Origin of the sequence: Plasticicumulans lactativorans, from assembly GCF_004341245.1 — a bacterium.
Classification (GTDB): domain Bacteria; phylum Pseudomonadota; class Gammaproteobacteria; order Competibacterales; family Competibacteraceae; genus Plasticicumulans_A; species Plasticicumulans_A lactativorans.
Map to the genome: position 1 here is coordinate 125,780 of NZ_SLWY01000009.1, position 20,229 is coordinate 146,008.

The following is a 20,229-nucleotide window of genomic DNA, read 5'->3' on the forward strand; positions in this document are numbered from 1 at the left end:
ACACGCCTCATCAGGCGGGCAGCAGCACGAACACGCCCATCACGTCGACCGGCAGGCTGGCGGTGACGCGGTATTCGCCCCGGCCCTGCGCGGCTTCGCGCACGCGGCGGTGATCATCGAGCAGTTGCCGGGCGCGTTCGTGCGCCAGTGCTTCGAGCATCGGTTGCAGGTCCGGCAGTTGGTCGAGCGCGCGCCGGACGTGCTGGTCGCGCAGCGGCGGCGGCATGTTGCGCGCGGCTTCGGCAACCATCAGCGCGCGCGCGGTGGCATCGTCGAGCGGCGTGGCGGACTGGCCGGCCGGCACTCCGAGGGTCAGCGCTTCTTCACACAGCAGCAGGCGGGAGCGGCCGCGATGCACCACGGTGAGCTGATGGCGCAGGCGGACGAGCAGCACGGTGGTGCGGGTGTCGACCGCTGCCGTGAAGAGGGCGCCGGTGCGGGCGGCCAGCTCGGGTGCCCCCGCATCGTTGCCGCCATCGGCGTCGAGGGCGGTTTCCAGCAGGTGGTCCGCCAGCACCGCCACCAGCGGGTGCGTGCGGTGGATGAAGGTCGCGCCGGACGCCGGCGGCTGGTGGAAGTCGATGCGCAGCGTGCCGCTCAGGCCCTCGCCCACGAGCCGTTCGCGTACCGCGGCCGGCAGCCCGGAGGCATGGAGCTTCCAGTGGGTGACGCCGGCCCGGGTGGTGGCTTCCAGCGGCGCCCCGAGTTGCGTGGCGGCCCGTCTGACGAAGCGCTCGACCTCGGCTTCGCCGCCGAGCACGGCCAGCGTCTTGCGCCATTCGGGCAGCACGTCCTCGGGCTTCAGGCGGCGCTGGGCGAACAGCGTGCGGTTCTTCGCCGCCTTCTCGCGGGCCGACTGCCAGGCGGTGGCGATGGCCTGTTCGGGCTCGCCGAAGTCCAGGGCGATCTGCGGGGCCATCGCCCCGGTTTGCCCCTTGCGCAGCAGTACCGCACCGACCAGGGCCTGGGTCAGTTTGCCGGTGTCGTCGGGCATCGGTACCAGTACGCCGAGTTCCTTGCGGATGCTCTCGGCCTTGCGCAGGATCACCTGCAGCACCGCACCGTCGACCGGGTTGTCCTGGCCGAACAGCATGGTGGTGCGTACCTCGCGCGCCTCCTGGCCGAAGCGGTCGACACGGCCTTCGCGCTGTTCGTGGCGGGTCGGGTTCCAGGACAGGTCGTAATGGACCACGGCGGTGAACAGGTTCTGCAGATTGATGCCTTCGGAGAGGCAATCGGTGGCGACCAGGATGCGTCGCTCGCTGTCACCCATCGCCTCGACCTCGGCTTCGCGTTCCGCCGAGGCGAGCGCGCCCGTCACCGGCACGACCCGGTGGTCCGGGAAGGCGGCGCGCACGTGCTCCGCCACGTAGTGCGCGGTGGCGATGTAGCGGCAGAAGACCACCGGCTGGAAGCCGGCGCCGGTGAGTTCCTGCAGGTGCTCGACGAGGCGTCTGAGCTTGGGATCGCGGGCGGTGCCGGCAAGCCCCTCGGCGCGGTCGATCAGGTCGGTCAGGCGCGCGCCGTCCTCGGTGCGGGCACCGGGCTCGATGTCCTGGGTGGAGAGATCGTCTTCGCTGCCGTCGAGTACGCGCTCGCGGCCCTGCGCGTCGGCCTCCTCCAGCGCGAGCGCCGCGTCGTCGCCGGCTGCCGCGAAGTCGCCGCCGGCGAGGCGCGTGCGCAGCGCGTTCACCGCTGCGGCGGGTGATGACGAGATGCAGCGCAGCAGCGCGAGCGCCGCCCACCAGCTCATGCGCTGCTGCAGGAGGGCCTGGCCTTCGGCACGGGCGACGAGTTCGCGGGCGTAATCGAGCACGTCGTCGAAGAGCCGCCCCCAGTCGCCGGTGAGCCGGTAGGTGATCTCGGTGCTCAGCCGCTCGGGGAAGACCTGACGGTCCTGCCATTCGTCGATGTCCGGCCGGCGGCGCTGCACGAAATGGCCGGCGAGCTGCTCGCGCAGCGGCTTGCGGCCATCGGACGGGATGTCCTTGAGGTCGCGGAACTCGGGCTTGAGCAGGCCGAGCAGGTTGTAGAAGGCGTCCTCGTCGCCGGAGTGCGGCGTGGCGGTGAGCAGCACCAGGTGTCGTGTGGCGTCCTCGGCCAATCCCTTGAGCAGGGCGTAGCGCTGCTGACGCCCCTGGCCGCTGTGGGTGCAGGTGTGGGCCTCGTCGACGATGACGCATTCCGGGCATGCGCGCTGGAATTCGTCGCGCCTGCGATCCGATTTGATGTAGTCCAGGCTCACCACGGTGAAGGGGTGGGCTTCGAAGATCGACTGGTTGGCGGGCAGGCCGCGCTCGAGGCGGCCGGCCGTCGTGCTGCGCACGACCACCGCATCGATGTGGAAGCGCTCCTTCAGTTCGCGTTGCCACTGTTCGCAAAGGTGCGGCGGACAGAGGACGGCGAGGCGCGAAATCTCGCCGCGGTCGAGCAGTTCGCGGACGATGAGCGCGGCCTCGATGGTTTTGCCGATGCCGACGTCGTCGGCGATCAGCAGGCGCACCACGTCCTGCTTCAACGCCATCAGCAGCGGAACGAGCTGGTAGGCGCGTGGTTCGACCGCGATGTTGCCGAAGCTGCGGAAAGGGCCGGCACCGCTGCGCAGCTTCAGTTGCAGTGCGTCGCCGAGCAGTTGCCCGGCGGCGAAGTTCGAGGCCTGCCCGACCGTCGGCCAGGGGAAGGTCGCAGGGCCGACCGGGCCAGGCTCGATGGGCAGGTAGATGAGCGTGGCATCTCCTTCGGTGGCGCCGAGCGGGCGCAGATGCAGGGTGTCGTCCGAGGACTGCGGCAGCACGATCCATTCGCGACCGCGGGCGGAAACGAGACTGCCAGGCTGAAACGAAACGGTGAGCGTCATGGTCGCGTGTTTCCGGTGCCGAACAGGGCCGCGTGAGCCTCGAAGACCGCCGGCCAGGCGGCGGTTTCCCTGGAAAAACGGACGACGTAGAACCCACCGGCATCGAGGCAGGCGTCGATGGCCGCATCCCTGCGCGCCTGTTCGGCTGCATCGTGATGCGGACCGTCGATGAAGACGGCGGCGTTCCAGTCGTCGTAGAAGTAATCCGCGCACGTGGTGCAGCGCTCGATGACGTGCTGGCCGCGATCCGGCAGGCGGTAGCCGTGCGCCTGCACGTAAGCGAGCCAGGCCCGTTCCAGCGAGCTTGCGGCGAGGCGTTCCAGTTCGCCCCGCTGCTGCGCCGGGTCGCGGCCGAAGCTGCCGACTTCACCGCGTGCACGCGCCAGCCGGCACAGGATATCGAGCACTCGGCCCTGGTTGTCCTTGTCCTGGCGATCGATGTGGAGGTGGTCGGGCTGGTTGTAGTACGAGAGCAGGCACCTGTAGCAGCCGGCCTCGCAGATGGGATGGCCGTCGGCGTCGGTTTCCTCGGTCAGCGTACTGCCATCCCCGAGCCCGTCGCCCGGTAGCCTGAAGTGCATGATGGATAGCGCTTCGGCCGCGACCCGGGCCAGCGCCGCCGGTTCGGTGGCGATGCGGGTGAGCACGCCGGCGCCGCCTTCGGCCGATTCGTAGAACAGGATGGAGCGGCGCAGGTCGGCCTTGGGTAGCGGTTCGGCCATCAGTTCGGTTTCTTCGAGCTGGTAGAGCGCCTCGATGCCGCGCTTGAGCGCGTACTGCAGGGTCGCCATCGTCTTGATGTCGAGTTCTTCGGGCGGACGCACGATCAGCACGTTACGGCGATCCTCCACATAGGGGACGATGCGCTGCGGTGGTGTCTTGTCGGGCGGTGCGTCGGGGTCGGGTTCGCCGGTTTCCTCGCTGCCCCCCATCCAGTGACCGGTGACGGGGTTGATCATGAAGCCCTGCAGGCTCTTTTCCTTGCGGCGGCGCCAGCCCAGGTTCATGCGCCAGACGGTGGCGGTGGGGCCGTATTGCAGTTCCAGCACCTGGCCGTCGGCGTCGTCCAGCACGCTGCGCATCACCTGCAGCTTGCCTTCCTGTTCGCCGAACTGGAGGGTGGTCTGCATCTCGTAGCCCTGGCGCACCCGCTCTTCCTCGTTGGCGGTGATGCGCTCGGAGCGCTTGGTCGAGACGTTTTCGATGCGGTAGAGGTTCTGCACCGGGACGGCGTCGGCCAGCGCTGCACTGCACGACATGCAGCGTTCGGCGTCGCGCTGGCTGCGAAAGTGGCCGTAGCCGCAGGCCGGGCAGATGCGCGCTACGTCGGTGGTGAGCCTGGCACCGACCGATACCTGGTCTTCGGCCCCCACCGAGAGCATGGCGCGGGTGACGCGGTACTGGCTGCCTTCGTGATAGATGAGGCTGTACGGTCCGAATTCGGCGAGCGCGAGGAAACGCGGGCGCGACAGGAAGTTTTCCCGACCGATCCTGCCCTTGCGTGCGGGGATGTAGGCCATCAGCGGCAGGCGCGGGAAGTTGTAGCCGGGCAGGAAGCCCTGACTCGCCAGGTAGCGGTAAGTGTAGAAGTCCGAATTTGCCGAACCGGACTCCTGCAGCAGCAGGGATTGCTGGCGGAAGGCCTCGTCGTGGCGTTGCTTGGCATCGCGCCGGTCGCGTTCGCTCGCCGCCGGATTGTTCATGACCTTCTGGTTGATCGCCATCTGCCGCTTGGTGGCGGCGAAGAGGTCGCGCCAGCGATCGAGTGCACGGTCGAAGGATGCGAAGGCGCGCCGGAAGATCTGCTCGGCGAAACGCTCGTCGTACCACGGTGCCTGGTCGGCGGTAAGTTCGTCGCGGAGCATCGCCAGTACGCGCAGGCCCCGTTCGTGGGCGCGCCGCTGCGGCGCATCGGCGTCCATCTGGGTGCGATGTGCCTCGGTGAGCGGGGCCGCGGGATCGTTCATGTCGAGCAGCCCGCGCACGCTGTTGTCGAGCTTCTTGCCGGTTTCGGCCAGCCAGAGGGCGTGCAGGTGGCTCTGGATGAGCTCCCGGTTGGCAAGGTCGAGCGTCGGCGGGTTGACCTGGCCGTGCACCATCCGCGCCGGATCACGAAAGAAGTACTGGTCGTGAGGTGACTGCGCTGCACAGTACGTGATCACGAGCGCCGGCTGGCCGGCACGGCCGGCGCGGCCGCTGCGCTGGGCATAGTTTGCCGGCGTGGGGGGGACGTTGCGCAGATAGACCGTGTTCAGCGAGGCGATGTCCACCCCCAGCTCCATCGTCGGCGAGCAGAACAGGACCGGCAGCCACTCCAGCGGTTTCCCCTTGGCCTGCAGCCACTCTGCGCGATCCTTGGCGGAAAAGCGGAAGCGTGCCTCACGTTCCAGGCGGTCGTCCTGTTCGACCTGCGCGGTGTGCTCGCGGGCCTCGAACTCGAACAACCGATGGACCGGATTGGCCAGCATGGCGGCGACGTTGCCGTAGAGGTTGCGGAAAAAGACGTTGTCGTCCGAGCCCTTCCGGCTCTTGCCGTCGCCGAGCGTCCACAGCAGCCCCGTGCCGTTGAGCCGGTAACCGGGCATGCCGAACTCGGTTTCCTCGGCAACCACTAGCCCGTAAGACTTCGCCGCCCGCAACAGGGCCTTGACGATGTCCTCGTACTGCTCGTCCTTGATCTCGACGGCATGCGGATTGTCAGCGCCGTCCGCTTCGCGCCAGGTGCCGGGTTTCTTGATTTCCCGGCCGAGCTTGGAGCGTGCGCTGCCGGAGACGAGGTATTCGACGTTGCGGCGGTCTTCGTCGCGGGGCCTGCCGGTGGTGATGAACCAGTTCGCCGCAACGGGCGTTTCGTCTTCGGTGAAGCCCCAGGGTTCGCGCAGGTTCGCGTAGCTGGAGGTCTTGAGCTTGTCGAGCTCGGCGCGGTCGAGGTAGCGCGAGGCCAGGCACAAGCCCTGGCGCATGGCGTCGAACAGCATGACTAGCAGACGTTTGCGTACGTCGGGGGAGGCGTGCTGCAGCGCAAGAGGGGCGTCCTGCCATTCGTGCGCGTCGGCGGCGAGATCGTCGAGATCCTGGTAGCCGATGCACACCAGGCCGAGCTGTTCGAGGTTGGGGTTGTTGAAGCGCCAGCCACGGCGCAGATCGAAGTACACCCGGTAGCCCAGGATCGCCCGCATGAAGTCCTGTACCTGGCGCCGGGCATTCCCCTTGACGTCGGGCTCCTGCATGTACTCCGCGCGTACGCCGGGGTCGTCGCGGTTGAAGCCGAGGGCCCGGAAGACGGCATCGGGGACGTCGCTTTCGGTCAGGCTGCCGCCCGCGTTGTCCACTGCCGCGAGCAGGGCGGCGCGTTGCAGCAGCACTTGCAGGAAGTCGTTGAAATGTCCGACCTGCAGGGAAGCGTCCTGGCGGTTGTCGGTAAAACCGAGAACCTTCTTCGCCTCGTCCCCGAGCTGCCTGTCTTCCTCATACAGGTAACGCAAGGCCGACAGCGTGAGCATGGTCGTGGCGGAACTCCGGCCTTCGCCCGAGAGCCCCCTGAGTCGCAACGACTCCTTGCCGGACACCTGGTGGACGACCCCGCAGCGCAGGCAGAAGCCGAAGCGCCCCGGAATGTACCAGCCGGGGGTGCCGTCCGCGGCATGACGACCTTCCGCGTCGACGCGCACGCAGGATGGCTGGCGTTTCCGGTAATTCGCTTTCAGCTTGAGATCGCCGTTCTGTTTCCGTTCGAGCCAGGGTTCCGGATAACGGTCGAGCGTGTCGTTCCAGACGCCGCCGGCGTCGGGCATGAAGTAGCCACTCTTGACGTCCTCGTCGTCGTGGCTGCGCTCTTCGATATCACGCGGATTGAAGGTGCGGCCGTCCGGGCCTTGTTCGTCCCAGACCGGTATGTATTCCTGCCCGCATTCACGGCAGAAGTGCAGGGCAAACAGGCGACGGCTGCGATCACCGGGCACGAACTGACTGCCCTCCAGGGTCAGGAAGCGTCGTCCCTCGGCTTCCAGTGTCCCGTACACCTTGCTCCCGCCGGAAATGAACTGATGCAACTTGAAGGCGAAGAGGCTGCGGCCGCCCGCGTCGAGCGATTTGTCGGTCGTCCGGTAGGCGAGCAGCAGGAATTCGGCGAGGGCCTTGCGGGCCGCCGCCTGTTCGACCCCCGCATCGGCCGCGAGACGCGAACTCGCGTCGTCGAGCGTCATGGGCCGTGCCCGGCGCCATTTCGCCTCGTCGAGGGACAGGCCGAGCGTCAGTTCGATCCAGATCGCCAGGGGGTGCCGTGCGAGTTCCTCGAACGATGCCTGCGCGGGCACCCCGGCATGAATCGCCGGCCCGATCTGCGCGGACACGTGCGCGATCAGCAGGTGCTCCGGCGTCACCCGCCGCAGCGTTTCGGTGATGACGTGGGTGGCGGCGATGTGTGTTCCGAAAAGCCGACTCGCGACTTCGGCGACTTTTTCGTTTCTTTCCCGTTCGGAGCCCTCGGTGGCCATGGTGGCGGATGTGCCGATGCATTGCAGGTCATCGGCCAGGGCCTCGCGCACGCGCCGCACCAGCAAGGCGACATCGGCGCCTTGCCGGCCCCGGTAGGTGTGGAGTTCGTCGAGCACCAGAAAGCGCAAGCCCTTGGCGTTGCGGATGACCGCCTTGTCCTTGTCGTCCTGACGGGTCATCAGGAGTTCGAGCATCATGAAATTGGTCAGCAGGATGTCCGGCGGGTTGGCCGCCAGCCGCTGGCGCTCGTCATCGCTTTCCTGGCCGGTGTAGCGACCGTAGCTCACGGGAGGATGGTCGCCGTACCCGGAAAGGAACTTGCCGAGCTCTTCGAGCTGGCTGTTGGCGAGTGCATTCATCGGGTAGATGACGATGGCGCGGGTGCGCGGCGACTTGTCGATCGCCTTGGCCTTGAGGATCGCATCGACGATCGGGATGAAATAGGCGAGCGATTTTCCCGAGCCCGTCCCGGTGGTCAGCACGTAGCTTGCACCGCGCTGGGCGAGGCCGATCGCTTCTTCCTGATGCTTGAACAGCGTCAGTGACGTGCCCGGGTTCGAGGAGGTCTTACCGGCGCGGAAGATTCGTGCGCATTCCGGATGCAACGCGCCATCGGTGAGCAGATGTTCGACACGGCGACCAGCCTGGAAATTCGGATTGATCTGCACCAGCGGCGCCGGCCAATAGCGTTCGGAGCCGTATTCACCGTCGACGAACGCCTTGATGTCGGCAGCGCAAATGCGCGTGAAACTGCGCGTGAACGCGGCGTAGTCGGAGACGAGTTTCTCTCGGAAGGCAAACACATCCATCGGCGATGGGCTCCATGGCGATCGACGTATGCGGGAAGGCGGAGGCAGCGCGCGAATTCTGCCGCTTATTGATCAACTGCCGATTGGCAAAAATAGCGGTCGACACGGAAAAATCACAATCGCTGCGTGCCGGACGGCATTCCCTGCACGGCGCACCACCGCGGGTGTCGCCTGAAGGAACCCTCACCCCTGCCCCCGAGGGAGAGGGGTTGTCGTGCGAAGGGGAGGGGCGCTCGGGGCGCGGGTCGGGCGGGGATTTTCCCGCTGCCGCCCTGGCATCGTCGTGGCGCCCGGCCATACTTGCCCGCGGGCGGCGCCGGAGAGCCTCCCGAGGGGCAGGACACCCGGCGCATGGACCCACTGTTCGTCAAGGAACCGTCCTGGAGGACACACCGATGGAAAACCGCATTTCCGCCGAGTTGACCGACGAAGCCGTAGCCGCCGTGCTGGCCGCATTCGACACCATCGAGCAGCACCTGCCCTTCCTGCTGTCGCTCACCGCCGAGGAAAGCCGCCGCCTGCCGCGCATGGGCGACCGCAACACGCCCTTCGTGCAGGAAACGCTGCAGGTCGCGCACCTCGCCGCCGAGCACCTGCCGCGGCGCTTCGACCTCGCCGAGGTCGACCGCGACCTCGCGCTGTACCGGCGTTTCGCGCCGCTGTGCAAGCGCATGGAGAGCCTCGGCGAGCGCATGCAGGACACCCGCGACGTGCTCTCGTCGGACCTCTACCTCGCCTGCCTCGAAGCCTACCGCTACCTCAAGGCCGCCGACCGCGCCGAGGGCCTGGAGACGCTGCTCGACCGCGTCGGGCGGCGCTTCGCCGGTCAGGGCCGCCGCGCCGCCGCCGACCCGACCCGTCCGTGAGGAGGTCGTCCCGTGGGGGGGGCCGGCGTGGGATGGCACATCGCCGGTCCCCCACGGGGCGCACTTGGGTCGCCACCGACCTGGGTAGGTCGAAAACCTAACTGAGTCGGTCGCCGACCCCATCGGGTAGGTCGAAAACCTAACGGGGCTCGTCGCCAACCGAACCGAGTCGGTCGGAAATCCAACCGGGTTCGGTCGGCGACCGAACCGACTCGGTCGCGAGGCGAACCGGTTGGGTCGGAAACTGGATCGAGTCCGTCGCCGATCGAACCGGGTCGGTCAGAAACCGAATTGAGTCGGTCGCAATCCGAACCGGGTGGATAGAGAGCCGAACCGGCGGCTCGGCGTGGCATGCCGGACCGCCGCGGCTGCCGGGACCGCGACGCGGGTCACGCCGGGTGATGTCGCGGCCGGCGAGGGCGATCGGCGCAAGCTCACCTCCCTGCGCGGCGTTGCGCCTCGCGTCGCGGCTTACTGCCGCGGCGGCCGGACCAGCTTGGCCTCGATGGTCTTGTCGTCCTTGGCGGCGCCCTTGGCGGTGAAGTCGGCGCCTTCGGCGGTCGCGGTGTAGGTGGTGGTCAGGCCGCTCGCATGCTCGCAGCGCAGCGAGGCGCCGGCGGCGACGCAGTTCGGCGTGCTCGGTGCTTCGTCGCGGAAGGCGTATTTCACCATCGGTGCGGACGAGCCGGCGCGGTTGATCAGCACGCGCACGCCCTGCACGGCGCCGGTGCCGACCCAGGGGCCTTCGAGCTTGGCGAGCGCGACCGGATCGGGGACGTTGCTGGCGCTGCCGACGGCGGACGGGCCGCCGCCGGTGCCGCAGGCGGCGAGCCCGAGCAGCAGCGGGGAGGCGACGAGGAGGCTGCGGACGTGGCGCTTCATGGGGCGGCTCCGGTTTCAGCGGCGTTCGGTGACTTCGATCAGGTGCCAGCCGAACTGCGTCTGCACCGGACCGAGCACCTTGCCGACTTCGCCGCTGAACACGGCGTCGTCGAAAGGCTTGACCATCATCCCGGGGCCGAATTCCCCGAGGTCGCCGCCCTTGCGGCCCGACGGGCAGCTCGAGTGCTGGCGCGCCAGTTCGGCGAAGTCGGCGCCGGCCTCGATCTTCGACTTCAGGTCCAGGCAGGCCTGTTCGGAACTCACCAGGATGTGACGGGCGCGGGCCTTGGCCATGCGGGCTACCTTTGGTTGGGGCGGGCGACTGCCCGCGGACGCGCAAGCTTAGCCGCTCCGCACCGCGGCGAGAATGCCCGGCGCCGGACCACCCGCTACCGAGGAGAGCGCATGACGACCCCCGATCCCCAGCAGTTGCTGGCGCAACTGCGTCGCCCCGGCCTGCCGCCGGTGGAGCGCTGGAACCCGCCGCTGTCGGGTGCGATGGACCTGCGCATCGCCCGCGACGGCAGCTGGTGGCACGCGGGCCGGCGCATCGAGCGCGAGGCGCTGGTGCGGCTGTTCGCCAGCATCCTGCGCTGCGACGAGGACGGCGCGCACTACCTGGTGACGCCGGTCGAGAAGTGGCGCATCGAGGTCGACGACGCCCCCTTCGTGGCGGTGCTGATGCACGTCGAGGGCAGCGGGCGCGAACAGCGGCTGCGCTTCGTCACCAACCTCGGCGACGAGGTGCAGGCCGGCGCGGCGCACCCGCTCGGCGTCGAGTACCGCGGCGACGAGCCCGCCCCCTACGTGCACGTGCGCGGCCGGCTGCGCGCGCTGCTCGCGCGCGCGGTGTTCGTCGAGCTCGCCGCGCACGCCGAGCCCGGCGAGGTCGACGGGCGCGCGGTGTTCGGAGTGTGGAGCGACGGCGCCTACTTCGTGCTCGGCCCGGCGGACTGAGCGGGGCCGGCGATGGACGCGAAGGGTGTGATCCTGGCACTGGTGCTGCTGGTGCTCGCTGCCGGCAATGCCGTCGGCTGGTTCCACAGCGTCGCGCTGGTGCGCGAGGCGCGCGAGGCCGAGGCGCACGCGCGCGCGGCGCAGGCCGCGCGGCTGGCCGCCGAGCACGAGCAGGCGGCGCTGGCGCAGCGGCTGGCCGAGGCGCAGGCCGACGCCGAGAAGCTGCGGGGGCGCACCGCCGAACTCGAGGAGGTGCTGCGCACGCGCTCGCAACTGCCGGAGTGGGAGACCTACACCGACCCGGTGCTGCGCGAGCTGGTCGCGCAGCACGCGCTGCGCATCAGGCAGGCGGTGGAGGCGCGCTGGCAGGCGCCGCCGAGCACGCCGCGCGACCGCGCCTGCACGCTCGCGATCAAGCTCGGTCCGGGCGGCGCGGTGGCCGAGGTAGTGGTGGCGAAGAGCAGCGGCGAGGCGCTGTTCGACGCCTCGGCGGTCACCGCGGTGAAGAAGGCCTCGCCGCTGCCGCTGCCGGCCGACCCCGCGGTGGCCGAGCGCTTCCGCCAGTTCCGCTTCGAGTTCCGGCCCGAGTGAGCGCCGTCAGCCGTCGCTGCCGAAACGCACGGGGGCGTAGAGCGCCTCCAGGGCCACGCTGAAGGCGAGGCTCGGCAACTCCACCGTGTCGCCCGCCGCGTAGGGCCACAGCACCCAGTGGTCGCTCGCATCGCGCCGGAACACGTCCACGCGCGGGCGTTCGCTGTCGATCAGCACGTATTCGCGCAGGCTGGGCAGCGCCCGGTAGGCGGCGAACCTGGCGCCGGCGTCGTAGCCGGCGGTCGATGGCGACAGCACTTCGACGATCAGCACGGGGGCGCGGATCAACTGCCGCTCGCGCAGGTCTTCCGGTGCGCAGGTCACCGCGAGGTCCGGGTAGAAGAAGGCGTCGGCCGCCTCGACCCGCACCTTCACGTCCGCCATGAACACCTGGCAGGGCGAGCCCTGCAGATGGGCCAGCAGCCGGGCGGCGAGGCCGAGCGCAAGCCGGTTGTGATCGAGCGAGGTGCCGGTCATCGCGAAGATGTCACCGGCGAGGTATTCGTGCCGGGTCGGCTGCTGTGCCTCCCAGGCGAGATAGCCGTCGGGGGTGAAGCGGATCTGTTCGGCGCTCGAAGGCATGGCGTGGGCTCCGGGGATGCCCGCCGATGATAACCCCGCATCGCCGGCGTGCGCCGTTTCCCGCCCGGCCGCGCGGGGCTTTAGACTCCGTGCATCGGCAATGGCAAGGAGTAGTGCGATGGTCATCAGTGGTTCGGCGGTGGTGGTGCTGGCGCTCGTGGTGCTGGCGCTGGCGCTGATCTTCCTCGGCGTGCAGTCGGTGCCGCAGGGCATGGAGTACACGATCGAGCGTTTCGGCGCGTACACGCGCACGCTCAAGCCCGGCCTCAACTTCATCGTGCCGGTGGTGGAGCGCGTCGGGCGCAGGCTCAGCCTGATGGAGACGGTGCTCGACGTGCCCTCGCAGGAGATCATCACCAAGGACAACGCGATGGTGACGGTCGACGGCGTGGTGTTCTACCAGGTCGTCGATGCCGCCAGCGCGGCCTACGAGGTCAACAACCTCGAACTGGCGACCCTGAACCTGGTGATGACCAACATCCGCACGGTGATGGGCTCGATGGACCTCGACGAACTGCTGTCCAAGCGCGACGAGATCAACGTGCGCCTGCTCGGCGTGGTCGACGAGGCGACGGCGCCGTGGGGGATCAAGGTCACCCGCATCGAGATCAAGGACATCGCCCCGCCCGCCGACCTGATCGATTCGATGGGGCGGCAGATGAAGGCCGAGCGCGACAAGCGCGCCGCGATCCTCGAAGCCGAAGGCAAGCGCCAGGCCGAGATCCTGCGCGCCGAGGGCCTCAAGCAGGCGGCGATCCTCGAAGCCGAGGGGCGCAAGGAGGCGGCATTCCGCGATGCCGACGCGCGCGAGCGCCTGGCGCAGGCCGAGGCGCGTGCCACGGTGATGGTGTCGCAGGCGATCGCGCAGGGCGACGCCCGCGCGATCAACTACTTCATCGCGCAGAAGTACGTCGACGCGCTCGGCGCGCTCGCCGCCTCGCCGAACCAGAAGACCCTGGTGCTGCCGCTCGACACCACCGGCGTGATGGGCTCGATCGCCGGCATCGCCGAGCTCGCGCAGGAGGCGCTCGGCCGCGGCGCGCAGCGCCATGGCTGAGTGGTTGCCGAGCTTCGACTACTGGCAGTGGTGGCTGCTGGGCGTCGGCCTGATGGTGGTCGAGGTGCTGGCGCCGGGCTTCTACTTCCTCTGGCTCGGCGTCGCGGCGCTGCTGGTGGGGGTGATCGCCTGGATCGTGCCGGCGCTCGGCGCGAGCGGACAGTGGCTGCTGTTCGCGGTGCTCGCGGTGGCCTCGGTCGCCGGCTGGTACGCCTGGGCGCGCCGCCACCCGGCGCAGGTGGAGGGCGGCGGCCCCAACCGCCGCACCGCACGCTACATCGGCCGCGTGCTGACGCTCGAAACCGCGATCGTCAACGGCGAGGGGCGCGCGCGCGTCGGCGACTCGGTGTGGAAGGTGCGCGGCCCCGACGCCCCGGCCGGCAGCCGCGTGCGCGTGGTCGCCGCCAGCGGCGTGATCCTCGAGGTCGAGCGCGCCGACTGAGGCGGCGCGGGCGGGGCGGTCGCGGGGGGCGGTGTCACCCGCGTACAATCGCGGCGTCATCAGGCCGTCATCGGGAATTCCGCGTGAACCACCCCACCGCCGTCGCCATCACCGACGCCGACGCCGGCGTCCTCAGCTACCTCGACTTCGAGCACGGCATCAGCACCATCGATACCGGCTTCGAGCGTCCGCAGTTCGCCGCCAGCCACCTGATCGTCGAGCACGGGCGCGCCGCCTTCATCGACGTCGGCACCAACCACTCGGTGTCGGCGCTGCTCGGCGTGCTCGCGCACAAGGGCCTGACGCCCGAGGCGGTCGACCACGTGATCGTCACCCACGTGCACCTCGACCACGCCGGCGGCGCCGGCGCGCTGATGCAGCATCTGCCGAACGCGCGCCTGGTGGTGCACCCGCGCGGCGCGCGCCACATGATCGACCCCACCGCGCTGGTGGCCGGCGCCACCGCGGTGTACGGCGCCGAGACGGTGCGCCGCAGCTACGGCGAGCTGGTGCCGGTGCCCGCCGCGCGCGTCGTCGAGGCGCCCGAGGGCCACCTCGTCGACCTCGCCGGGCGCGCGCTCGTGTGCCTCGACACCCCCGGCCACGCCCGCCACCACCTCTGCGTGTGGGACGCACGTGCGCGCGCCTTCTTCACCGGCGACACCTTCGGCCTGTCGTACCGCGAGTTCGACAGCGCGCGCGGCGCCTTCGCGATCCCCACCAGCACGCCGGTGCAGTTCGAGCCCGAGGCGATGAAGGCCTCGATCGCGCGCATGCTCGGCTACGACCCGCAGGCGATGTTCCTCACCCACTACTCGCGGGTGACCGACGTGGCGCGGCTCGCCGCCGAGCTCTGCGAGCAGATCGACGCCTTCGTCGCCCTCGCGTACGCGGTGGGCACGCCGCCCGACCGCCACGAAAAGCTGATGGCCGGGCTCGATGAGCTGTTCCTGCGCCGCGCCCGCGCGCACGGCTGCACGCTGGAGACGGCGCGCATCCGCGAACTGCTCGCGCTCGACATCGAACTCGACGCCCAGGGCCTGGCGATCTGGTTCGACAAGCACGCCGCGGCGGCGTGAGTTCAGTCGGCGAGGCCGTCATGCACGAACTCGAGCACGCCCCGCTCGGCCGCCCGGTCGCCTACGTCAGCGAGTACGATCCCGGGCTGCTGTTCCCGATCGCGCGCGCGCCGCAGCGCGAGGCGCTCGGCATCGGCACGCCGCTGCCGTTCCACGGCGTCGACCTGTGGACGGCGTACGAGCTGTCGTGGCTCGCGCCCTCGGGCAAGCCGCAGGTGGCGCTGGCGCGCATCGCGGTGCCGGCGGGCTCGCCGTGCATCGTCGAGTCGAAGTCGCTGAAGCTCTACCTGAATTCCTTCAACCAGACGCGCCTCGACGGCCCTGCCGAGCTGCGCGCGCGGCTCGAACGCGACCTCGGCGCGGGCTTCGGCGCGCCGGTGGCGGTGGAGCTGGTCGGCCCGGAGCGCTTCGCCGACGAGCGCCTGGCCGAACTCGACGGCGACTGCCTCGACGGGCTCGACATCGTCACCGACACCTACACCCCGGAGCCGGGCTTCCTCGGTGCCGCGGCAGGCGCCGCGCCGGTGCGCGAGGTGCTGGTCTCGCACCTGCTGAAATCGAACTGCAGGGTCACCGGCCAGCCCGACTGGGCGAGCGTGCAGATCGCCTACGCCGGGCCGCCGATCGACCACGCCGGCCTGCTCAGGTACCTGATCTCGTTCCGCAACCACAACGAGTTCCACGAGCCCTGCGTGGAGCGGATCTTCATCGACGTGCTGCGCCGCTGCGCGCCGACGCAGCTCAGCGTGTACGCGCGCTACACGCGCCGCGGCGGGCTCGACATCAACCCGTTCCGCTCGACCGATGCCGGCGCGCAGCCGCCGCGGGTGCGCTGCGCCCGGCAGTGAGCCGGCGCCGCCTTCAGGCGGCGCGGTGGCGGCCGAGGTCGGCGAGGGGGTGGCGGTCGTGGCGCGCCAGCGCCACGCCGGTGGCGTCGAACAGCTGGCACACCGCCCCGTCCACCGCGATCGCCACGCGATCGTCCACCCCGGTGCGGCTGTTGCCGTCCACCTGCAGCGTCAGCGTCTCGCCGTTGACGTCCACGTACAGGAACGTCGACCCGCCCAGGCGCTCGACCACCAGCACCTGACCGTTCAGCGTGCCGCTGCCCGCGCGCTCGCCCTCGACCAGGTGCTCGGGGCGTACGCCGAGCGTCAGCGCCTGCCCCGGCTGCACCCCGGCCGCCTCCACCGGCACCGTCACCCGGCTGCCCCCGGGCAGCTCCACGCTGACCCCCTGCGCGCCGAGCGCGCGCACCGTGCACGCCAGGAAGTTCATCTTCGGCGAGCCGATGAAGCCGGCGACGAAGCGGTTGCGCGGGTGGTGGTACAGCTCCAGCGGCGAGCCGACCTGCTCGACCACCCCGCCCTGCAGCACCACGATCTTGTCGGCCATGGTCATCGCCTCGACCTGGTCGTGGGTGACGTAGACCATCGTCGCCCCCAGGCGCTCGTGCATGCGCGCGATCTCGATGCGCATCTGCACGCGCAGCGAGGCGTCGAGGTTCGACAGCGGCTCGTCGAACAGGAACACCTTCGGCTCGCGCACGATCGCGCGGCCGATCGCCACGCGCTGGCGCTGGCCGCCGGAGAGCGCCGCGGGCTTGCGCTCGAGCAACTGGTCGAGGTGCAGCAGCTGGGCGGCGCGGTCGACCTTGGCCTTGATCTGCGCCTCGGGCACCTTGGCCAGGCGCAGCGCGAAGCCCATGTTGTCGCGCACCGACATGTGCGGGTACAGCGCGTAGCTCTGGAACACCATCGCGATGCCGCGCTCGGCCGGGGGGGTGTCGTTGACGCGCGTGCCGCCGATGGCGAGGTCGCCCTCGCTGATCTCCTCCAGCCCCGCGATCATGCGCAGCAGCGTCGACTTGCCGCAGCCCGACGGGCCGACGAAGACCACGAACTCGCCGTGCGCGATGTCCAGGTCCACCCCCTTGATGATGTGCACGCCACCGTAACGCTTGTGGATGTTGCGCAGAGTCAGTGCAGCCATGGTGTTCTCCTCAATCCTCTGATCAGGTTCTGGAATTCGGGGTCGTGCCGCCGGCGGGCGCCGGCGGCGCGGGGGATGGGTCAGTCGAGGCCGACGCGCCAGGCGCGGGCCTCGGCCAGGGCCGCGGCGTCGGTGGCGAGCCGGATCGAGCGCACGCCCTGCTCGCTCGCGAGGCGCTTGGTGATGCACCAGCGGCCGTCGTCGGCGTACACCTCGATCACGCCGACATCGACGAACACCTGCACGCTCGACAGCGACACCGGCGCGGTGCCGTAGCGCGGGTGCTCGGCGCCGTCCGGCGTCGCGTAATGCAGGCGCAGTTCGCTGCCGTCGTAGCTGAGCGCCAGCGTGAGCTCCGGATGCTCGAAGTCGAGGCGGAACGGCACGCCGGGCCGCTGCCAGCGCAACTGCAGTTCGGCGGTGCCGTCGTCCAGCGCGAAGCCGTCGGCGAAGGCGCCGGCTTCGTCCGCCAGCACGGCCTGGCGCAGCGTCCGCGTCTCGGGGATCGGCGGCGTCGCCAGCGCGCCGTCGCGCCACACCAGCGCGCGCGGCAGCGTCATCGCGGTCGGGAAGTTGCCCTCGGTCCTGTGCACGTCGCGCCAGTTGGCGGCCCAGGCGAGGCCGCGCGGGCCGTGCGGCGACGGGTAGGCCTGGAAGGCGTAGCAGTCGGTGCCGATGTCGAGTTCCTGCGCCACCACCGGCTCGAAGCGGTGGCCGTCGAAGCGCCCGACGAGCGCGGTGGTGAGGTTGCGCCGCCCGGTCGCCGGGTCGCGCGACTTCAGCAGCCCGTAGATCAGCACCCACAGGCCCTGGCCGGCACCGTCGAGGGCGATCATGCAGGGGCACTCCGCCGGGCCGCTGCCGAAGCTCGCGTCGCGGTGGATCACGTCGACGAAGCGCCAGCCGGAGGCACCGGTCGGGTCGGCGGTGGTGTACAGCAGCACGGCGCTGCCGGCCTCGTCGCGGCTGCCGAGCAGCAGCTTCAGCTCGCCGTCCGGCCCCTTGAACACGTAGGGGTCGCGGAAATCCGGCTGCAACTGCCGGCCCTGCGGGCGGGCGTCGATGATCGGCGTCGCCGCGCCGGCGACCACGCCGTCGGCGGACACCGCGGTCATCTGCCATTCCCATTCGGGCAGGCGCTCGTCGGCCCGGTCGGTGTAGAACACGCGCAGGCCCCGGCCGTCGGCGAGCGGCAGCGCGGTGCCCGAGAAGGCGCCGCCGACCAGCTCGTGCCGCCGCACGCGGCCGTCGTCCGGGAACAGGAACACCGGCAGGTGGGTCCAGCGCAGCATGTCGGTGCTGATCGTGTGGCCCCAGTGCATGCTCCCCCAGCGCTGCCGGTGCGGGTAGTGCTGGTAGAACAGGTGGACGGTGTCACCGGCCTGGCACAGGCCGTTGGGGTCGTTCATCCAGCCGAACGGCGGGCAGAAGTGGAAGCGCGGGCCGGCCGGCGACAGCCGCGCGGCCTCGCTGGTCCACAGCACCTCGATGCCGCGCTCGCGCACCGTGTCGGGCCGGTAGGCGTAGGCGACCGACATCTCGCAGTCGGCGGCATCCCAGGCCAGGCGGTAGCGGCCGTCGGCCGGCGCCGTCCAGGCGTGGAACACCGGGTCGTCGCTCGCGCCCGAGCGCAGCGTCACCGGCTGTGCGCCGTCCCGGTGGATGCGCACGCCGTTCTCGTGCTGCGCGTCGCGGGGGCGGAACCACAGGTGCAGCACGTCCCCGGCGTGGAAATCGATGTTCAATTCGGTACTCACGGGTTTCATCCTTTGACGGCGCCAGCGAACGAGTTCATGAACCACTTCTGGAAGAACAGGTAGAACACCAGGACCGGCACCATCATCAGCACCGAGGCCGCCATCGCGGTGTTCCAGAACACCGTGTCCTGGCCGAAGAAGCCGGCGATCGCCACCGAAATCGGCCGGGCGTAATCGCTCTGGGTCACCAGCATCGGCCACAGGTACTGGTTCCACATGTCGATGCCGAGCAGGATCGTCACGGTCGCCATCACCGGCAGGCTCAGCGGCACGAAGATCGACCAGTAGATGCGGAACAGCGAGGCGCCATCCATGCGCGCGGCTTCGACGATGTCCTTCGGGACCTGCTTGAAGAACTGGTAGAACAGGAAGATGTAGATCGGGCTCGCCATCCACGGCAGGATCTGCGCCGAGAAGCCGTCCGACATGCCGAGCTTGTTGACCAGCACCAGGAGCGGCATGACGATCGATTCCTGCGGAATGATGTAGAGCGCGATCAGCACCGAGAGGATCACCGCGCGTCCGCGCATCTGCCCCCAGGCGAGCACGAACGCCGCCATCGAATTGATCAGCAGGCCGCCGGTCACCGTGGTCAGCAGGATGAAGACCGAATTGACCAGGTAGCGGCCGAAGGGCAGCGCGCCGTCGAAGCTCAGGATCTCCCGGTAATTGTTGAGCGTCGGGTCGTCGACCCAGAACGCCCGCATGCTGCCCATGTCGGCGAGGATCGCGAAGCGGTCGGGCTTGAGGCTCGCGACCACCAGGATGATCAGCGGCGACACCACGACGATCGCGATGATGGTCAGACTCACCAACTGGACGATTTCCAGCCTCGACAGGCGCCGCCAGCCGAACTTCTGCAGAAGCGTGCTCGCGCTCATGACGCGTCCCTCATCAGCCGCCGCTGTACCAGCGATACGGCGAGAACGATGACGAAGAGGATGATCGACACCGCCGAGGCGTAGCCGACCTTCTGTTCGACGAAGCCGGAGTGGATCATGTAATGGACGACGGTATCGGTGCGGCCGTCGGGCCCGCCCTGGGTCAGGATGTTGACCTGGGTGAAGAGCTTGAACGCCTGGATCGTGGTGATCAGGATCACGAACACGTGGGTCTGCTTCAGGCCGGGCATGGTGATGTGCCAGAAGCGCTGCCAGGCGTTGGCGCCGTCGATCTTGGCGGCGTCGTAGAGCTCGGGCGAGATGTTCTGCAGCCCGGCCAGGTAGACGATCATCTGGAAGCCGTAGGCCTGCCACGCCGAGAGCAGCACCAGGGCGGGCATCGACCACGCGGAATCACCCAGCCAGTCGACCGGCCCGGCGAGGCCGAAGGTGAGGCCCTGCAGCAGGCTGTTCAGCGGCCCGGTCGGGAACTGGTAGAGCGTCGACCAGATCACGCAGACGATCACCATCGACGAGATCGCCGGCAGGAACAGCAGGCTGCGGAACAGGTTGCGGAACGGCAGCTTCTGGTTGATCAGCACCGCCGTGAGCAGCGCGAAGCCGCACTGGATCGGCAGCACCATCAGCGTGAAGCGGATGACGTTCCACAGCGAATTCCAGAACGACGGATCGCTCAGCACCCGCTGGAAGTTCTGCAGCCCGATGAAGCTCGCCGGCACCGGCCGCGGTACCAGGCGCTCGTTGGTCAGCGAAAACCAGAACGACAGCAGGAACGGGACGACGAGAAAGATCGCGAGCAGCACCAGGGCCGGCATCAGCATGCCGAGTTCCTGGCGGAACTCGCGGTTCGCGATGCGCAGCTTGGTGCGCTTGTCGGTGGTGGGCAAAGCCATTTCGCTCATCTTGCAAATCCTCGCCTGATGGCTGTTGGCGGATGGACGGCGTCAGGCGCCGTCCAT

Annotated in this window: 16 protein-coding genes; 7 read left to right on the forward strand and 9 right to left on the reverse strand. The window is 69.4% G+C overall.

Features of this window, described 5'->3' with window-relative positions; translation table 11 throughout:
• Window positions 1-10: 10 nt before the first annotated feature.
• On the reverse strand, window positions 11-2,857 hold the full coding sequence (locus EV699_RS09360; RefSeq protein WP_132541960.1) for a helicase-related protein: 2,847 nt from the start codon (window positions 2,855-2,857) through the stop codon (window positions 11-13).
• Window positions 2,854-8,163 (reverse strand): DEAD/DEAH box helicase, encoded by a 5,310-nt coding sequence (locus tag EV699_RS09365; protein ID WP_132541962.1) that lies wholly within the window; start codon window positions 8,161-8,163, stop codon window positions 2,854-2,856. The genes EV699_RS09360 and EV699_RS09365 overlap by 4 nt, the downstream gene beginning before the upstream one ends.
• 395 nt (window positions 8,164-8,558) lie before the next feature.
• On the opposite strand from EV699_RS09365, the gene EV699_RS09370 reads away from it, so the two are divergent.
• Entirely contained in the window at window positions 8,559-9,029 is a 471-nt protein-coding gene (locus tag EV699_RS09370; protein WP_132541964.1) for a hypothetical protein, read from the forward strand.
• 471 nt (window positions 9,030-9,500) lie between these two features.
• Here the strand turns inward: EV699_RS09370 and EV699_RS09375 are convergent, their stop codons facing one another.
• The gene (locus EV699_RS09375; RefSeq protein WP_132541966.1) at window positions 9,501-9,911 is read right to left on the reverse strand and encodes a hypothetical protein; all 411 of its coding nucleotides are present in this window, start codon (window positions 9,909-9,911) and stop codon (window positions 9,501-9,503) included.
• 15 nt (window positions 9,912-9,926) lie between these two features.
• Entirely contained in the window at window positions 9,927-10,205 is a 279-nt protein-coding gene (locus EV699_RS09380) for a peptidylprolyl isomerase (RefSeq protein ID WP_132541968.1), read from the reverse strand.
• Window positions 10,206-10,316: 111 nt separating this feature from the next.
• On the opposite strand from EV699_RS09380, the gene EV699_RS09385 reads away from it, so the two are divergent.
• Both EV699_RS09385 and tolA read left to right on the forward strand, forming a co-directional pair.
• Window positions 10,317-10,868, forward strand: coding sequence for a DUF1285 domain-containing protein (locus tag EV699_RS09385; protein WP_132541970.1), 552 nt, complete (start codon window positions 10,317-10,319; stop codon window positions 10,866-10,868).
• A gap of 12 nt (window positions 10,869-10,880) precedes the next feature.
• Window positions 10,881-11,459: a cell envelope integrity protein TolA gene (gene tolA, locus EV699_RS09390; RefSeq protein ID WP_132541972.1), complete on the forward strand. Its 579-nt coding sequence runs from the start codon at window positions 10,881-10,883 to the stop codon at window positions 11,457-11,459.
• Between the two features lie 6 nt (window positions 11,460-11,465).
• On the opposite strand, the gene EV699_RS09395 is transcribed toward tolA, so the two are convergent.
• On the reverse strand, window positions 11,466-12,041 hold the full coding sequence (locus EV699_RS09395; RefSeq protein WP_132541974.1) for a Uma2 family endonuclease: 576 nt from the start codon (window positions 12,039-12,041) through the stop codon (window positions 11,466-11,468).
• Between the two features lie 118 nt (window positions 12,042-12,159).
• Here EV699_RS09395 and EV699_RS09400 point away from each other — a divergent pair, with 118 nt between their 5' ends.
• From EV699_RS09400 to queF, 4 genes are all read left to right on the forward strand, one after another.
• Window positions 12,160-13,098, forward strand: coding sequence for an SPFH domain-containing protein (locus EV699_RS09400; RefSeq protein WP_207923005.1), 939 nt, complete (start codon window positions 12,160-12,162; stop codon window positions 13,096-13,098).
• Complete coding sequence (locus tag EV699_RS09405) at window positions 13,091-13,540, forward strand: NfeD family protein (RefSeq protein WP_132541976.1); 450 nt, start codon at window positions 13,091-13,093, stop codon at window positions 13,538-13,540. The genes EV699_RS09400 and EV699_RS09405 overlap by 8 nt, the downstream gene beginning before the upstream one ends.
• A gap of 158 nt (window positions 13,541-13,698) precedes the next feature.
• Entirely contained in the window at window positions 13,699-14,619 is a 921-nt protein-coding gene (locus EV699_RS09410) for an MBL fold metallo-hydrolase (protein WP_165904085.1), read from the forward strand.
• 20 nt (window positions 14,620-14,639) lie between these two features.
• A complete protein-coding gene (gene queF, locus EV699_RS09415; RefSeq protein ID WP_132541978.1) occupies window positions 14,640-15,467 on the forward strand; it encodes an NADPH-dependent 7-cyano-7-deazaguanine reductase QueF in 828 nt (275 codons plus the stop codon).
• 13 nt (window positions 15,468-15,480) lie between these two features.
• Here the strand turns inward: queF and EV699_RS09420 are convergent, their stop codons facing one another.
• The 4 genes from EV699_RS09420 to EV699_RS09435 all read right to left on the reverse strand — a co-directional run bounded on the left by EV699_RS09420 (window position 15,481) and on the right by EV699_RS09435 (window position 20,163).
• Window positions 15,481-16,611 (reverse strand): ABC transporter ATP-binding protein, encoded by a 1,131-nt coding sequence (locus tag EV699_RS09420; RefSeq protein ID WP_132541980.1) that lies wholly within the window; start codon window positions 16,609-16,611, stop codon window positions 15,481-15,483.
• An 80-nt stretch (window positions 16,612-16,691) separates the two neighbouring features.
• Window positions 16,692-18,368 carry a GH32 C-terminal domain-containing protein gene (locus tag EV699_RS09425; protein WP_165904084.1) on the reverse strand — a complete coding sequence of 559 codons (1,677 nt, stop codon included), beginning with the start codon at window positions 18,366-18,368 and terminating at the stop codon, window positions 16,692-16,694.
• A gap of 5 nt (window positions 18,369-18,373) precedes the next feature.
• Window positions 18,374-19,249 carry a carbohydrate ABC transporter permease gene (locus EV699_RS09430; protein WP_132541984.1) on the reverse strand — a complete coding sequence of 292 codons (876 nt, stop codon included), beginning with the start codon at window positions 19,247-19,249 and terminating at the stop codon, window positions 18,374-18,376.
• A complete protein-coding gene (locus EV699_RS09435; protein WP_243662616.1) occupies window positions 19,246-20,163 on the reverse strand; it encodes a carbohydrate ABC transporter permease in 918 nt (305 codons plus the stop codon). The genes EV699_RS09430 and EV699_RS09435 overlap by 4 nt, the downstream gene beginning before the upstream one ends.
• Between the last annotated feature and the right edge of the window lie 66 nt (window positions 20,164-20,229).

Excerpts from the sequence above, each read along its gene's own strand:
- EV699_RS09360 (WP_132541960.1), bottom strand. The coding sequence starts at position 2,857 with ATGACGCTCACCGTTTCGTTTCAGCCTGGCAGTCTCGTTTCCGCCCGC.
- EV699_RS09365 (WP_132541962.1), bottom strand. The coding sequence starts at position 8,163 with ATGGATGTGTTTGCCTTCCGAGAGAAACTCGTCTCCGACTACGCCGCG.
- EV699_RS09370 (WP_132541964.1), top strand. The coding sequence starts at position 8,559 with ATGGAAAACCGCATTTCCGCCGAGTTGACCGACGAAGCCGTAGCCGCC.
- EV699_RS09375 (WP_132541966.1), bottom strand. The coding sequence starts at position 9,911 with ATGAAGCGCCACGTCCGCAGCCTCCTCGTCGCCTCCCCGCTGCTGCTC.
- EV699_RS09380 (WP_132541968.1), bottom strand. The coding sequence starts at position 10,205 with ATGGCCAAGGCCCGCGCCCGTCACATCCTGGTGAGTTCCGAACAGGCC.
- EV699_RS09385 (WP_132541970.1), top strand. The coding sequence starts at position 10,317 with ATGACGACCCCCGATCCCCAGCAGTTGCTGGCGCAACTGCGTCGCCCC.
- tolA (WP_132541972.1), top strand. The coding sequence starts at position 10,881 with ATGGACGCGAAGGGTGTGATCCTGGCACTGGTGCTGCTGGTGCTCGCT.
- EV699_RS09395 (WP_132541974.1), bottom strand. The coding sequence starts at position 12,041 with ATGCCTTCGAGCGCCGAACAGATCCGCTTCACCCCCGACGGCTATCTC.
- EV699_RS09400 (WP_207923005.1), top strand. The coding sequence starts at position 12,160 with ATGGTCATCAGTGGTTCGGCGGTGGTGGTGCTGGCGCTCGTGGTGCTG.
- EV699_RS09405 (WP_132541976.1), top strand. The coding sequence starts at position 13,091 with ATGGCTGAGTGGTTGCCGAGCTTCGACTACTGGCAGTGGTGGCTGCTG.
- queF (WP_132541978.1), top strand. The coding sequence starts at position 14,640 with ATGCACGAACTCGAGCACGCCCCGCTCGGCCGCCCGGTCGCCTACGTC.
- EV699_RS09420 (WP_132541980.1), bottom strand. The coding sequence starts at position 16,611 with ATGGCTGCACTGACTCTGCGCAACATCCACAAGCGTTACGGTGGCGTG.
- EV699_RS09430 (WP_132541984.1), bottom strand. The coding sequence starts at position 19,249 with ATGAGCGCGAGCACGCTTCTGCAGAAGTTCGGCTGGCGGCGCCTGTCG.
- EV699_RS09435 (WP_243662616.1), bottom strand. The coding sequence starts at position 20,163 with ATGGCTTTGCCCACCACCGACAAGCGCACCAAGCTGCGCATCGCGAAC.